Origin of the sequence: Arthrobacter sp. Rue61a (assembly GCF_000294695.2) — a bacterium.
GTDB classification, from domain to species: domain Bacteria; phylum Actinomycetota; class Actinomycetes; order Actinomycetales; family Micrococcaceae; genus Arthrobacter; species Arthrobacter aurescens_A.
In genome coordinates, this window is record NC_018531.1 from 2,239,318 (window position 1) to 2,254,473 (window position 15,156).

Annotated in this window: 9 protein-coding genes; 4 read left to right on the top strand and 5 right to left on the bottom strand. The window is 61.3% G+C overall.

Annotation, left to right across the window (positions count from 1 at the left end):
* Positions 1-1,266, bottom strand: a complete 1,266-nt coding sequence (locus ARUE_RS10195; protein WP_043470161.1) for a RuBisCO large subunit C-terminal-like domain-containing protein — start codon at positions 1,264-1,266, stop codon at positions 1-3.
* Between the two features lie 38 nt (positions 1,267-1,304).
* Positions 1,305-2,315 carry a 2-keto-3-deoxygluconate permease gene (locus ARUE_RS10200; RefSeq protein WP_011774598.1) on the bottom strand — a complete coding sequence of 337 codons (1,011 nt, stop codon included), beginning with the start codon at positions 2,313-2,315 and terminating at the stop codon, positions 1,305-1,307.
* A 149-nt stretch (positions 2,316-2,464) separates the two neighbouring features.
* On the opposite strand from ARUE_RS10200, the gene ARUE_RS10205 reads away from it, so the two are divergent.
* From ARUE_RS10205 to ARUE_RS10220, 4 genes are all read left to right on the top strand, one after another.
* Positions 2,465-3,325 carry a GntR family transcriptional regulator gene (locus tag ARUE_RS10205; RefSeq protein WP_238324581.1) on the top strand — a complete coding sequence of 287 codons (861 nt, stop codon included), beginning with the start codon at positions 2,465-2,467 and terminating at the stop codon, positions 3,323-3,325.
* Positions 3,326-4,468: 1,143 nt separating this feature from the next.
* Positions 4,469-6,682, top strand: a complete 2,214-nt coding sequence (locus ARUE_RS10210) for a CLIPPER-2 domain-containing protein (protein ID WP_286140365.1) — start codon at positions 4,469-4,471, stop codon at positions 6,680-6,682.
* 86 nt (positions 6,683-6,768) lie between these two features.
* Positions 6,769-8,250 (top strand): SpaH/EbpB family LPXTG-anchored major pilin, encoded by a 1,482-nt coding sequence (locus tag ARUE_RS10215; protein WP_043470164.1) that lies wholly within the window; start codon positions 6,769-6,771, stop codon positions 8,248-8,250.
* A gap of 113 nt (positions 8,251-8,363) precedes the next feature.
* A complete protein-coding gene (locus tag ARUE_RS10220; RefSeq protein ID WP_014921716.1) occupies positions 8,364-9,293 on the top strand; it encodes a class C sortase in 930 nt (309 codons plus the stop codon).
* 78 nt (positions 9,294-9,371) lie between these two features.
* Here ARUE_RS10220 and ARUE_RS23760 read toward each other — a convergent pair whose 3' ends face one another.
* The 3 genes from ARUE_RS23760 to ARUE_RS10235 all read right to left on the bottom strand — a co-directional run bounded on the left by ARUE_RS23760 (position 9,372) and on the right by ARUE_RS10235 (position 15,156).
* Positions 9,372-11,042 (bottom strand): sigma-70 family RNA polymerase sigma factor, encoded by a 1,671-nt coding sequence (locus ARUE_RS23760; RefSeq protein ID WP_014921717.1) that lies wholly within the window; start codon positions 11,040-11,042, stop codon positions 9,372-9,374.
* A gap of 411 nt (positions 11,043-11,453) precedes the next feature.
* A complete protein-coding gene (locus ARUE_RS10230) occupies positions 11,454-13,808 on the bottom strand; it encodes a thiamine pyrophosphate-binding protein (protein ID WP_014921718.1) in 2,355 nt (784 codons plus the stop codon).
* Between the two features lie 67 nt (positions 13,809-13,875).
* On the bottom strand, positions 13,876-15,156 hold the full coding sequence (locus ARUE_RS10235; RefSeq protein ID WP_014921719.1) for an amidohydrolase family protein: 1,281 nt from the start codon (positions 15,154-15,156) through the stop codon (positions 13,876-13,878).

Below are 15,156 nucleotides of genomic sequence, written 5' to 3' on the forward strand. Positions count from 1 at the left end.
TCAGGCACCTTTCCCGAAGGTTTGGACTGCGTGCAGGAGTGCATCGTCCCCGGTGTGGGAACGCTTCTGTGCGGCTTCCTGCAAGGGGACTCCGGCCACTGCAGCTTCCCAAGCTTGTCGGAGGCTGCGCACCCCGGCCCCCGGACCGTCCGGATGGGCCGCGACGCCGCCGCCAGCGAGCATCATGAGGTCTGTGGAGCCCACGGCCTCAAACGTGGGCCCTGGGGTGGTGACGTTTTGGCCCGAGGACAGGACGGGCAGCGGTGCGGTGGTCTGTCCCAGGGGTTCGAGCAGGCTGCGGATGTTCGCGGCGACCTCTTCGTCCAGTTCGTAGAACTTGCTGCCGAGTCCGCTGGCGTGCAGGTGGTCCGCGCCGGCGAGGCGCGCCATCTGCTGCCACACCCGGTAATCCATGCCGAGGCCCTTGGACCGCATCGAGGCGGCGAGGCCGGCGCGGTGGCCGTGGATGGGAACTTCGGCGAAGCTGCGCAGCAAGGCCAATGCGGGAAGGCCCATGACCGGGATGTTCAGCATCACGCAGCGGCCTCCGGCGTCGACCACCAGATCATGGCGCTTCTTGAGGCCGGCGAGGTCTCCGGTGATGTTGAAGGCATACATGGTGGAGTGGCCGGTGACCTGCTCTGCGGCGCGGATTTCTTCGGTGGCCACAGCAACCCGGCGTTCCAAGGGCAGGTACGCGGGGTCGGTCATCAATTCGTCGTCTTTGATGAGGTCGATGGAGGCCATGGCCAAGTCGCGCACCACGAGCCGGAATTCTTCTTCCGAAAGCCCGACGTTGGGTTTGACGATGGTTCCCACCATGACGCCTTGGACGTCGCTGATGAGTTTGCGCGTACCCTCGATGCCGAAAGCCGGGCCGGGATGGGCGGCGACAAAGTCCTCGGGGAGGGCGATGTCCTGCAGTCTGCAAGCGTAGAGGTCGCCCAGTTCGAAGAGGTTGCCGGCGATCGCGGTCTGCAGGGTTGCCAGGTCGGTGCCGATATTCTCCATAGGGAAATCGACGGTGACGAGGGCGGCACGGACCTTCTCCGGGGTTGCCCGTGATGGCAGTGAGGGCCGGCAGAAGCCGAGCTCCTGGACATCTGAGATACGGGCGGCGTGCCTCTCACGGATGCGGGCAGACTCGCCGGGTACCGGCATGAACGTGCCGCTGGATTGTTCGCCTGCCATGATGGCCGCGGCTTTTGCAGGGTCGATTTCCGACTCAAGGTAATAGGTGCATCGCACCGAGCGCGGATCGCGCATGGTCTCTCCGTCCATGAAGGGGATGTACAAGTAATGGTTCAGACTGCGGCGGGGACCGGATCGGCTGGCTGCAGGCCTCCGGCCCGCTTCAAGGCCCAAGAGGCGACGATCGGGGCAAGCAGTGCTGTCACGAGAACTGCCGTTGCGGCCTGGGCTGACGCGGAGGCGACGAAGGGCTCGAACCTGGGGTCTGCGACGGCGACCACTGCAGGTACGGCGACGGCGTTGCCGGCCGTTGTGCCGGCCGCGAACCCGATACCGCTTTTGGAACCGCGCCTGAGGATGAACCGGTACCCGAGATAGGTTAGGCCGCCAGTGAAGACGACGACGATCAGGCCGAGGAAGATCCCGGCGAAACCACCGGTGAGCACGGTCTTGAGGTTGATGCCCGTGCCAACGGCGAAGGACATGAAGGGGATCACGATGTTCGGTACGTGGTCCAGGGCCCTCGTCCACTCACGATCGACGGCGCCGATGAAGAGACCGATGATGAACGGGATCAGTGCAGCGGCGAAGGCCAATACAGGGATATCGCCCAGCCCTGATGCACCCAGGAAGATCAGGGCCAGGAATGGCCCGTCATCAAAGGCGCTGGCCACGTAGGCGCCGGTGTCCCTTTCGTCGCCATACTGGCCGGCGAAGGCCAGCCACAAGGCGCCGTTGCTGTTACCAAAGATCGCCAGCATGGCCAGGATTGATACCCCTGCAATGCCATCGATGCCGACCACCAGGCCCAGGATCACGGCGATGGTGGCCGGGATCAACGTCTTGCAAACCAGGACAACCGTGGTGGTGGATGCGGCGGCCTTGCCGCTGTGGCTTCCGGTGATTTGAGCGCCGGTGGCCAGGATCAGCACCGCGATCAGCGTCAAGGCCCCGTCCTTGAAAAGCGCCGTGGTGAAACCGCCGATTTTCAGGGCTTCGGGCGCAAAGGTGTTCATCAGTACGCCCAGCATGAGCGGTATCAGCATCATGCCGGCGGGCACCTTCTGGAGGAAGGCAAACATCGGTATCCGAGAACGCCCGGACCTCAAATGCATCTGCGTCATTATTCGACCTTTCTACGCCATTGTATGTTCCAGCCGACGGATCAAGTCCGTACAATTAGTACGTACATTACATGTGGGGTGGATCACTCGTCAAGGATGAGATGAGGCCCGGGCGGGCTATGATGTGCTCGAACGCCAAAGGAGTCAGTGTGAGTGTGCAACCCACCGGGGGAGAGCCCCGGGAACGGTCCAACGGCCTGAACCGTGCGGAGGGGCCGCCCCTGCATGCGCAGATCCGGGACATCCTTCACCGGCAGATCCTGGACCGGCCATTGCTGCCCGGTTCTCCGCTGCCCACTGAGGAGGAACTCCAGAAACAGTTCGGCGTCTCCCGCAGTGTCGTGCGCCAGGCGTTGTCCGGACTTTCAGACCTCGGGCTGATCCGCCGCCAACGCGGCCGCGGCAGCGTGGTGGCCGCCGCACCGGTCCTCCGAAGGCATCTGCAACAAGCCGGAGGACTTGACGAACAAGCAGCGGCGCACGGCCAGCGCCTCCGAACCCACGTCATCTCCGTGGAACACGCCACCCCACCTGAGCCGGCGGTAGAGGCTTTGAACACCACCAACACCTGGAAAATCGAACGCATCCGCTACCTGGAAGAGACCCCAGTGGCGTTCATGCGCACCTGGGTTCCCCGCGACCTCTTTCCGCACTTCACCAAAGAGTTGCTGGAAAACGCATCACTTCTTGGCCTCATGCGGGAGCATGGCTACCACCCGGCAGGCGGACCCCGGCAAGTTCAGGCAGTGGCGGCAGATGCCGACCTTGCACAAAAACTCGAATCCAATACCCGCGAACCCCTCCTCCTGCTTCAAGGGGTAACGAGTGACGCGCTCGGTCATGGCCTCGAATGGTTCAACGTCTGGCACAGCCCCAACACCGTCTTTGACGTCGACGCACAGGTAACCTCACAGCCAGGGCGCGTGTCGCAGGATCACATCAGCCGCCTGCGGAGCCTGACCCGGCAACTTGAATCCGAACTGGCAGAAATTGAACGAGGTGTCCGTTAAAGGGCGCTGATGACGACGGTGACTTGGGGCAGAAAAACAACCGCGTTTCCCGCGGTGGGGAGCGCGGTTGGCTTTGTGCCTGCGCCGAACGGCCGTATCGAGTAAGTGTCCGCACTCACTGTCCCGGACTGGGCCGAACACCCACCGGACGGCCACTGATTCCGCACGTCCGCCTCTTCGCAGTCTTTCCAGGGCCTGAATCCCATTCGAGTCCCGGTTCGTGCACTGCAGGGTTGTCGGCGGCCAGCTGCCGGTAAATCGACGGCGTCCAAGCCGTCTCTGCGGCATTGATACCCGGTCGTCTACTCTGGGCGATCCGGATAGCTACCCTCCGTTCTTCCAAGGCCATCTGCCCCCTCGGGAACGACCCACTAGATAAGATTCCCCGCAACTCCATGGTTTGGTTTTCGTTTTGGTCAGCTGCACTGGCAGCGGGGACTGCAGAGTCAGATTGCGCCCGGGTAACCGACATAGCAGCGGGTAGATGGCGCCGGTGAAGGGTGTCGAACGCCCAAAGGCCGCCCTCCCGCACTTTGGCGATGAGGGCGGGATTCGAACATTCCACGTGCGGGAGCTGAGGGCTCGCCAACGACGGCCTCAAGCGGCGTCAGTAATAGGTGACTATCAAAAACTTCTGAGAATCTGCGACACACTCGGCGCTGATTCGCATCTTCATTAGTGGAGCGTCGCCCTTGCGTAAAGTGCGCGCGCTGCCCTGTACACATGTCGCTCCCGCAGCTGGAGCGAATGCGCAAGAGTTCTCGGAAGGACACTCCATTGAAGTTTTCCCGTGGGGGAGCGACAGCCCTTGTTGCTGCCTTGATGGTGGTCCTGGGAGGGCTGTCATTCGGCGTGCCCGCTCAGGCATATGAGGTGGCGACTACTCCGGCGAATGTGGGTGGCGGTGTTGCCGTGCTGACGATGCCCGGGTCGGGTCTGACCGCAACCTTCGACCAGTCGGGGTTGACGGGCTTAGTGGGGAGGACGACGCTGAATAGCCGGGGATATGTCGGCTCCGACTACCCCCAAGGCGTTCCCGGGACTTCTCCAGCTGTCGAGTTTGCTACTGATGCCACAAATAACTGCGCAGCCAGCGGCCCGTGCTCAGGTCTGGGTACAGTCACTGTCGCTTTTAGTCAGCCGGTGAGAAATCCAGTGTTAAATCTGGCAGGCATAGGCGGCTTCGTGCTGTTGGACGAAGATGACGACGGCGACGTGGATCGTCAATCGCAGTTGCATGTGGTCCTTAACCTTGCCACGGGCGGTTTGACGATGAGCAAGCTGTCCGGGAGTAACCTTGCAGTTAACGGCAATTCCATTACGGCTATTGATGACAAAACTGGCACTGCGTGCAACACCACTGCTCAAGCCGGAGATCCCAGTCCCCTGAATGCCGGGGCCACAGCTGCGTGTGGATCGGTGCGCGTGAACGGTGTTGTGACGTCGTTGACCTTCAATGTCAGCAGCGTCTTCGTTCCCGTCAGCAGCGCGATGCCAGGTTACACGAATAGTGATATTCAGGACCCTGAACACAACGCGGACAACTTCGTCATGGCCGTAACGGTTCCGCAGGACTTCGGGGATGCCCCGGCGTCCTACGACCAAAACAACGCCGCTCGGGCAGTCATGTCGGACGTCACGCTGGGTAGCAACATCACTGAAGACAACCCCGCCGTCGCCAACGGCACAGCGTCACCGAACGCCAGTGCGACAGCAGCGCTGGACCAGATGGACGATGGCGTAGTGCTGGCTCCTATGACGGCGGGGGCAACAAGTTACTCCACAACCGTCGCCATTAGCGGTGCCAGCAAGGCCGGTATCACGTGCGGATGGATTGACCTTAACAAGAACAACACGTTCGACAACACAGCCGAACGTGCCTGCGCCAACTTTGTTGCCGGAGCCACGTCGGCCACGCTAGCCTGGTCCGCTGTTCCCGCGACTTTGACTGCCGGGACCACGTACGCTCGCTTTCGGATCGGCTACACCACATCGCAGATTCAAGTGCCGATTGGGCCATCCAACTCCGGCGAGGTCGAGGACTACGTCGTCACCATCGCCCCCGCAGGCGTCCCTGCCATCACGCTGCTCAAGACCGTCGACAGGACGACTCTTGTGGCCGGCCAGACGGCAACCTACACCTTCGTCGCCAAGAACACAGGCAACGTCACTTTGACCGGTGTCGTGATAAGTGAAACTCAGTTCTCCGGCACAGGGACCATGTCAGCTTTGACTTACTCCTGGCCGGGGGTGCCCGGTGTGTTGCTGGCAGGACAATCGGTAACTGCCACGGCCACCTACGTTGTGACCCAGAACGATAGCACCACCGGGGTTCTGACCAACACCGCCAAAGTCACCGGCAATCCACCCATAGGTCCACCGGTCACCGCCACGGACGATGCAGAAATCAAGGCGCCCCCGGCGTGGAAGATTAAGAAGACCGCCACGGTCAACGGTGCAGTTCCCGCGAACGGATCGGTAACGCCCGGCGAAACCATCAACTACTCAGTGACAGCGACCAGTCTCAGCGGCATCATCACCGGAGTGGTCCTCAAGGACAATCTCGCTGACGTTCTGGACGATGCCACGTACGTCCCCGGCTCGGCAACCCTCACCATAGGTACAGGAACCCCTGTTGCGGTGGCGGATCCTGTAGCCCCGTCAACAACATTGACAACGGCCGCTTTCACGCTTCCGGCCGGTCAAACAGCGACACTGCGCTACAGCGTGACAGTCAATAGCGGTGCCTGGAATGCCACGTTGGTTAATACTGTCAGTGGCGGCGGCAGCACCTCTCCCCAAACCTGCGCCGAATCAGGCTCCTCCGGTCCCGGCCCCGACTGCATCACCACACACCAGACATCCGCCAAGGTCCTCATCGAAAAGATCGGTGAATCCTCTGACGAGGAGTGGGTCAGAATGGCCGGCTCGTCCTGGACGATCTACACCAACAATAACGGCGTCCCCGGACCTGCCCTTGTAAGCCCAACCGCGGTTGCGGTCGCAGGCGAAACAGGTTTGTTCCAACTCGAGGGAATCGAACCCGGTATCTATTGGCTCGAAGAGACCACGGCACCTGAAGGGTTCAACCTGTTGGCCGAACCCGTGCAGTTCACCGTTGCAGCTAACGGCGCGGTGACAGTCGGACAAGGCAGCGGTACGGGCATCGTGACCAGCGGTGACAGCGACGGTGATGGGATATTCCTCCTTACCGTGCGCGACGTGCCCGCTTTGGAAATGCCCGAGTCCGGCGGCATCGGCTGGTGGCCCTTCACCGCAACCGGATCGGTTCTCGTCCTCACGGCCCTCGGCCTGGGACTGGCCAGCGTGCGTCACCGAAACATCACCATCACTTAGGCCTCCCGGAGGCCGCTAGCGCGGCAGTCCCGGAACACAGAATGTTCACTCCCGAGCATCCGTACCATCAATAGAAAGAGACACAAGTGAGTAATCCCAGCTCTTTGCGGTTACTGAAAACCGCCGCCGCGACAATGGCCGGGGCGGTGCTGGCCATGTCGTTCTCCATCGCACCAGCCTCCGCAGCGCCCCTTGTCGATGGCGACCAAACCGGTTCCATCACCGTCCACAAGTTCGAACGCCCGACGACACCCACAGGCCTTCCAAACAACGGCACCGCCGTGGAAACTACTGGACTGACGCCTTTGGCCGGCATCGGATTCACAATCCAGCAGGTCAACACCATCGACCTGTCCACGAACGCCGGCTGGGACTCAGCCCACAACCTGAGCAGCGTCTTCGCTCCGTCGGACGCAGCTGGTTCCATCACGGGCGCTGGATACACTTTGGGTGCGGGACAGGCACAGACCACCGCTGCTGATGGCAGCGCATCGTTCGCCAACCTCCCTGTCGGCCTGTACTTGGTCACCGAGACCAACTATCCGGCCGGCGTCACCCCGGCAGCTCCGTTCCTGATTTCCGTGCCGTTGACGGACCCGGACAACAAAGACAAGTGGATCTACGATGTTCACGTCTACCCCAAGAACTCGATTGCCGGGGCCGAGAAAACCGTTACGGATGCCCCTGATGTGAAGCTGGGCGACCAGATTGACTTCACCATCACCGGTGACATCCCCAACGAAGCAGTCATTGACGGGTACAAGATCGTCGACGTGCTCGACCCCAAGCTGACCTACGTGGGCGCCACGGCTACCCTGCTTGATGGCACGCTTATCACCGAAGGCACTCACTACAACGTCGTCTTCGACGCAGCAACCAACACTGTCTCCGTTGTCTTCACCGATGCCGGTCGTGCCGTGCTTGCTGCACACAATGCCACTCGCGTCCAGGTTGTTGTGAACACCACCGTGAACACCATCGGTGAAATCGAAAACGAAGCACTGGTCTACCCGAACCTTCCCAGCTTCACGGTCACCCCGGGTCAGCCCGGTGGCCCGATCGTGACGCCCCCGGTAGTTACCAAGTGGGGCGAAATGACGCTTCAGAAGGTAAACGAGAACGGCACTGCTCTAGCTGGGGCTTCCTTCTCGGTTTACACCAACGAAGCTGGCGCGCTGGCCGGTACCAACCCGGTCGTGCTGAACGGCCAGAGCATCTTCACCGTCGCTGCCGATGGCACCATGACCATCTCCGGTCTGCGCTACTCCGACTGGGCAGATGGCACAGCTGTTGCACCGGGTTCGGCTGACTACCGCACCTATTACTTGGTCGAGACCACAGCCCCGGCCGGGTACGAGTTGCTTGCAGAGCCGATCTCCTTCCTGATCAACTCTGCCAGCACGAGCGTCGGCATTGACCTGAGCGTAAAGAACATCGCGTCCAACGGCGGCTTCGAACTGCCACTCACCGGTGGCACGGGAACCGGATTGCTGTATGCAGCCGGTGCCCTTCTGGTTGTTGGTGCAGGTCTGCTGTTCGTACGGAACCGCAAGACCACCAACAGCTAACATCTGCGGAGCCGCAAGTAGGCGCCCAGCTAGCGAAAGTGGGGGAGAGCGCGTCACAGCGCCCTTCCCCACTTTGAAGTTTCAGCACTAAACCCCTCCGCTATAGGACCCTGATGACTCACAACGCAGCCCCTTCCCGACGTGACCTCGGCCGAGTCATCGGACCATGGAGCAAACAACGAATCCTCGTGGTCCTGATCGCCATCACGGGTGTAGGTATCCTGCTCTACCCAACAGCCGCCGCATGGTTTTCAGACCGGGTCCATGCCACCGAAATCAGTGGGTACGTCGCCACTGTCGAAAATCTGAATCCCTCCGAAAAAACATCGATCCTTGACTCGGCAAGAAAGTTCAACGAAGAACTTCCTTCCGGCCCTCTCCGGGATCCCTATTCCCTCAATGAGGAGGGCAAACAAACCACTATCGGCGCAGGTTCAGACGCCTACCAGAATCTCCTGGATGTGGGTCCCGGCGGAATGATGGGCAGGATAAGTATTCCTTCCATTCATACGGACCTGCCAATTTTCCACGGCACGGACGAAGACTCGCTGTCCAAGGGTGCAGGACACCTCTTCGGTTCGGCACTGCCAGTTGGGGGACAGGGAACCCATGGTGTTCTCAGCGCGCACTCGGGTTTCGTCAACGCCACCCTTTTCGAGGACCTCGATAAAGTCGCTGAAGGCGATACGTTTAGCATCAGCGTCCTGGACCAGACCATTTACTACAAAGTCGACTCCATCCAAACCGTTCTGCCAAACCAAACGGACGCGCTTCGAAAGGTGCCCGACAAGGACTACGTAACTCTCGTCACCTGTACACCCACAGGCGTCAACAGCCACCGTCTGCTCGTCCGCGGCGAACGCACGGAGGCGCCAAGTGCCGAGAGCCCGCAAACAATGCCCAGTCGAGCGTCGGACCCGGGCTTCCCTTGGTGGGTATTAGGCCTCATTGGCGCGGCAACGGTTGCCATTCTCATCACCCGTCCGCAGAAGACACCTCAAGGCATCGGGGCGACTCAACGACCCGCAACCATCCACGCCTAGCCGCCCTCGGCTTCGAAAATCGGCCCTCCCGGCCCATGCGCAGGGTTCGAACAAGGCGGCCAGGTGACTTGTGAGTGCTCAGAACCTATTGGAGAAGGAAAGCGAAGCGAGCCCGGTTCCAGTGAATCCATAGTCGACTGTGTTTTGGGAGATTGAGTCTTTTCGGGATACTCCAAGCGTGAATTGGAGGTTGTCTGGGTCCACCCGGGTGCTAGTGCATTGGATTCGCTTTGTGTCGGTGTTCGGGGACGCGCAGTTCCATCCATCAGGATGAGAGAGTTTTCCTGGGATCAGGTGTGCACCTTCTGATACTGAGAAGTCTACTTCAGCGGTGTCAGGTGTCTTCTGGCCGAGTAAATTGAAGGTTATCGTGATGTGGACATCGGCTGCGGCTGTGCCAGGCCCTGAACTAAAGTCTGCGGTTATCGGTTGTGGCGTGGTTTCGCTGGACGATGGTGTTGGGCTGGGGGTCGTGGGCCCAGTGGGTGCCGGGCCAGGCGTAGTGGTGAGTATCGGCGCCGGAGTCCGACTTGTGCCGGGTAGCGGCGTCGAAGGCGGGCGGGATCCCTGTGAGGTGGCATTCGGCGTCGGCGACGGGACGGGACGGCTCGCAGAGACGGGAAACACGGCCGGACTGTTTCGCGCGCTGTTGGGAGCCGGGAATGGTTGCGGATTCGGGAGGAGCTCTTTCGTGGGGGGAGCGGAGGCAACTGACGTTGGTTGCTCCCGCGCGGCAGGTGTCCGACTGTTGTCCATTGTTGGGGATTTGGTGACCGGGCTGCCGTTTGCTGAAGCGGCAGCTGGTAGATAGCCCGCCTCTGCTCGTTCTGCACCATCAGTTCTCGCGGCGGCCAAGCCGAAGGTGGCGCCCACAATGACGGCCGCTCCGGTTAGGGCCACTGCCCCGGCTTTCAGCATAGTGGACATGGATTTCGGGGCGGCCCCTGCACCGGCGCCAATCAGCGTACCGGCGACTCCAGGGACGCCAGCGGTAAACGCCATGCCCGTGATCAGCGGGAAGATGATGACTCTCATGGAGGATTGGACGTCGTTCAGGTCCACAAGCAGGGCCGTGCATTTGGAGCATGACCCAAGATGAGCACGGAGCTTATCCTGGGAGCGTCGGCTGAGTCCATTGCGGGAATATGCTCCGAGCTTGTCTGAGTATCCTTCGCACTCCTCGCCTGATGAGGCTTTGATGTGGTGCTGCAAGTATGCCTGCCGTAGGGCTTCCCGGGCACGAATGGCCAGAGACGATACCCCATTAGGAGTTACCCCTAGAATTTTCGAGGCGGCCGCCGGTTTCATTCCCTCGACGTCGATATACCAAAGGACTTCTTGCCAACGCTCAGGTAGGGACTTGAACGCTGTTGCCACTGTGCTGGACTCAAATTCGGCCAGTACGGGGTCGTTAAATTCGTCAGTCCGGTCTAGCGCTAGGCTGTCGGAACCCGGCAAGCTGCGGGCCGCCGAGCGGTTTTGAGCCTGCGCGGTACGCCGTACAGCTGTGAGTAGATAGGCCCGAAAGAATGAATCGGGCCCCATGCCGCGCAAGAGGGCCCGGTGGACGGAGGCGAACGCATCCGAGGCAATGTCCTCGATATCGGCGGGGTTGTTGGCTTGCCCGGCTGCGACGTACCGTGCCATGTCCCAGTGCCGGTCAAACAGAGTCCCAAAGGCGTCCTGGTCTCCCGATCTAACTCTCAGGATGAGCTCGGCATCGCTTGCAGCCTCAGTTACAGATGCCACTGATTTTCCTACCTTCTGGGTTTATATCGTTTTCTGGCGTTTCATTCTGAGTTGAAAAAATTGGGCTTTGGTGCTGGTTTGGCGGTCAGAGTAGGAGAACTTGCCGGCGTGACTATGGGGACAGCCCTGATGACGATGCCAACCAGCGCTTCCACCAGGCCAGGTGGACCTAGGCTGGTCTACGCGCACTGCCCGCTGCGCACTCCAAAGCAAGTGGGTGACTAGGCGATATGGATGAATTGTCGCGATCGAGCAGTGAGAGCATGTCCACAGCAGCCGATAACCCTCCTACTTATAAAGTGTGTGCAGCGGGCCATATCTGTCGCGAAATGATGAAAATGTGTTCGGAAACACTCTTGGCCGACCCATTCTGGTTCAAACGGCCGGTGGACAACCCTTGTACCCGTGCTATCACTGGACTACGTCCAGGACAGCGCGGACGATGCTGCCGGTGTCGATCCCGTGGTAGCGGTAGACGTCGTCGATGCCTCCAGCCTGGCCGAAGGCGTCTACGCCGAGGTTGCGGCTTTTTACTTGATGCACGCTGGCGAGGAATGCGAGTGTGTGGGGGTGGCCGTCGAGTACGGTGACCATGGGGACGGCACGCTCGCGGGGGAGAATTTGATCCAAGATCCACGATTGTGCGTCCTGGTTCTGCCCATTTCGGCTTTGCAAGGCTTCGTAGAGCAGGCCAGGGCTGGTGACACATACGACGTCAACGGGGATTCCTTGGGTGGCGAGTCGCTCGGAGGCTGTGAGGGCTTCCGGGACCATGGCCCCCATGGCGACTATCGTCGCGGCCGGTGTCGTGGCTGCGTGGAGCATGTAGCCACCGGCGACCACTTGGCGACGGCGACGCTCGCGGGCGGCGGGATCTTCCGGGATCGCTGCCAGTTGCTGGTCAACCGGTTTTGTGGAGAGCCTCAAGTAGGCGGACTTGCCGTCAGCTCGTCCGAGTTGGGACATTGAGGCGAGCAGTGTCCACTCGACATCGATGGCAAAGGCCGGTTCGTAGCTGGTGCAGCCGGGCTGTTCCAGTCCGATGGAGGGAGTTTTGATGGACTGATGGGCCCCGCCCTCGGGTGCGAGCGTCACGCCCGAAGGCGTGCCTACCAAGATTGACTGGCCGCCGGCGTAGATGCCGTATGACCACGGTTCCAAGGCACGCTCGACGAACGGGTCATAGACTACACCGATCGGGAACAGCGGCTGGCCCCAGCGGCTCCAGGTCGCGCCGAGCTCGCCCAGAAGGCTGACCAGGTTGACTTCAGCGATGCCGAGTTCGATGTGCTGCCCGGTGGGCTTTTCTCGCCAGTGCATGACGGTCTCTGCGTCATCGCTGAACCAGTTCGGGCGCTCTTCAACGGACCACACGCCCACCTTGTTCAGCCAGCCGGCGAGATTGGTGCTGGAACTCACATCCGGGCTGACAGTCACCAGGCGGCGGGCGACTTCGGGCGCGGCACGGTTGACGTCCAACAGCGTGCGGCCCAGGGCTGCCTGCGTGGTTGCCGTGCCAGAGGGCGTCCTGCCGAAATCTGCCGGTACCGCAGGCGGGGCGACGGCAGGTTCGGCAACGCGACGGAGGTTTTCAGCTGTGGTTCCTATCAGCTGCCCCTCGGGGCATGCGGGGTCGAACCGATTCCAAGGTGCGTCTGGGTTCTCGCCCAATCTGGCGGCGAGTTGGCGGTACTGATCGACGGTGAGCAGCGAGGAGTGGTTCTGGGGATGGCCCTCGGTGGGCAGTCCGTTTCCCTTGACGGTGTAAGCGATAATTACAGTGGGGCGGGTGTCATCAATCTGGGAGTAAGCCTCGCGCAACGCGGCAAGGTCGTGCCCACCCAGGTTCCTGATGGCCAGCGTCAGCGTTTGGTCCTCGACGTCGGCAATGAGTTCCGCGATGGCCGCAGCCCGTGCGCCCTCGCCGGGGAGCCGGCGGCGCAGTTCTTCGACAGAGCAGCGCAGGAGCCTCTGGTATTCGGGGTTTGGCATGTCAACAATCCGCTTCCGCAGCGCGTCACCTCCGGTCCTGGCCATGAGACTTTCCAAGACGTGACCGAAGCGCACGGTGATGACCTGCCAACCAGCGGCAGAGAAGAGACGCTCGATTTTGCCCGCTGCAATGTTTGGCACCACCCGGTCAAGGGACTGCCTGTTCAGGTCGACGATCCATACGATCTCACCAAGATCCGCAACGTTGGAGTCCAGAACGGCTTCCCAGACGGCGCCCTCGTCCAGTTCAGCGTCGCCGACGAGCGAGTACTGGCGCCCACGGTTCGGTGTGCCGCTCACGGTCTCGATGTATCGCCGCGAAATAGCACCCCAGATGGGGGCTGTGGCTCCGATGCCGACGGAGCCCGTGGAGTAGTCAACCGGATCCGGATCCTTGGAACGGCTGGGATAGCTCTGCAGCCCGCCGAACTCACGCAACGTTGTGAGGTACTTTTCATCCAAGCTGCCCAACAGATAGTTGATGCCGTGGAGCGCCGGCGAAGCGTGAGGCTTCACCGAGACTCGGTCCTCGGCGCGAAGCTGTCCGAACCAGAGCGAGGTCATGATCGTGGCAATGGAGGCACTCGAGGCCTGATGCCCGCCTACCTTGATGCCGGATGTGTTCGGACGCACCTTGTTTGCGTGGTGGATGATGGATGTCGCAAGCCACAGAACACGGCGTTCTATCGCTGCAAGTGCCTTCAGTTGGGGGTCGTCGGAGGTCGAAACGGTATTCGCCGCCAGCTCATCATCAGTGAGTGGGGTCAGGTTCATTGGATGCCTTAAAGTGTGTTCGTAGGTCATGGGGGCGCGGGATACAGCGGACGCTGGGTGCGAGTGGTTATTGTGCGATCAGACGTCCGCGCTTGAGGACTCCAAGCGGCATTGCGAGAGTGCTGATGTCCTGTATTGGGTCCGCCGCCGTGACGATGAGGTCGGCCCACAGGCCGGGCCGGATGCGACCCGCCTGCGTCTCCACCCCGAGCATGTCGGCGGCTTCACACGTGGCGGACTTCAGCGCATGCTGTGCTGCCAGTCCCGCGTCGACATAGCGTTCCAACTCGCGGGCAAGGAGATCGAAGGTGACGTGCGCAGGGCCTGCGTCCGTCCCTGCGACGATAGACACACCGGAGTGGAGGAACTCGGTCACATTGGTAAACCGCGATTCCAATCGCGCCACAACATTGCGATCCTGCGCGTTGGATAACACTTGGTGACCCTCTCGCAATTGCCGGGAGACGATGTCCGCTGCGATGACGGTCGGCACAATGTGGATCCCGGCATCGGCCGCTCTGCGCAATAGCTCGCGATCGGGCGCGCACTGCTCATCGGGCCCCAACATGGAGGCGTGTTCCAATGAGTCCACACCCGCCTCGATGCACGCGGCCATCGAAGAACTGGCGTGGGCATGGGCTGCAGTCCTCATGCCGTAGGAGCCGGCGATGACCACCGCCTCACGGAGCAGGATGGGATCGAATTCGAAGACGCTTGGGCTGGTCCCGGGAGTAAACCCGCCGCCGCTGGCCATAAGTTTGATCCATGTGGCACCGGCCGCGTGCTGTTCGGCGATGATCGTCTCGACGTCGTGACGAGTGCGAATCTCTCCGCCCATGTCGTGGCCGTGCCCGCCCACGCGGCAGATTGGCGCACCGCAATGAATCACCGTGGCGACGTCGGACACCATACCCAGCGCGGCTCTCATAGGGGCCAACAAATGCCTGGGTGTCCCGCAGTCCCGTACCGTGGTTATGCCGGCACGAAGCGCAATCCGCGCGTTCGAGACAACCTCCGCAACGATCTCTTCATCGCTGCTGCCCTGATAGGTTCCCTTAGGATCGTCACCGCCATCGAAGGCCAGATGAACATGGGCATCCATGAGTCCGGGAGCCAAAAACGTGCCCTTAAGATCCAGGACGCTTCCTGTCCCCGGCTCACTGCCGGCGGGGGCAATATGGGAGATTTGCCCTGCCTGAAGCCATACGTCGCTCAGTGAACCCGAAGTACCCGACTCGGGATCAACAACACGTGCATTGAGCAGCACCGTGACGTCGTCACCTGTCCGGGCCGCGCGGCTGACGCTATACGGCTGGGGACGGTCCGTCACTTCAGTGGTGATGGTCAT

Coding starts and splice junctions, on each gene's coding strand:
- ARUE_RS10235 (WP_014921719.1), bottom strand. CDS start 15,156: ATGACCATCACCACTGAAGTGACGGACCGTCCCCAGCCGTATAGCGTC.
- ARUE_RS10195 (WP_043470161.1), bottom strand. CDS start 1,266: ATGCGCGATCCGCGCTCGGTGCGATGCACCTATTACCTTGAGTCGGAA.
- ARUE_RS10220 (WP_014921716.1), top strand. CDS start 8,364: ATGACTCACAACGCAGCCCCTTCCCGACGTGACCTCGGCCGAGTCATC.
- ARUE_RS10230 (WP_014921718.1), bottom strand. CDS start 13,808: ATGAACCTGACCCCACTCACTGATGATGAGCTGGCGGCGAATACCGTT.
- ARUE_RS10200 (WP_011774598.1), bottom strand. CDS start 2,315: ATGACGCAGATGCATTTGAGGTCCGGGCGTTCTCGGATACCGATGTTT.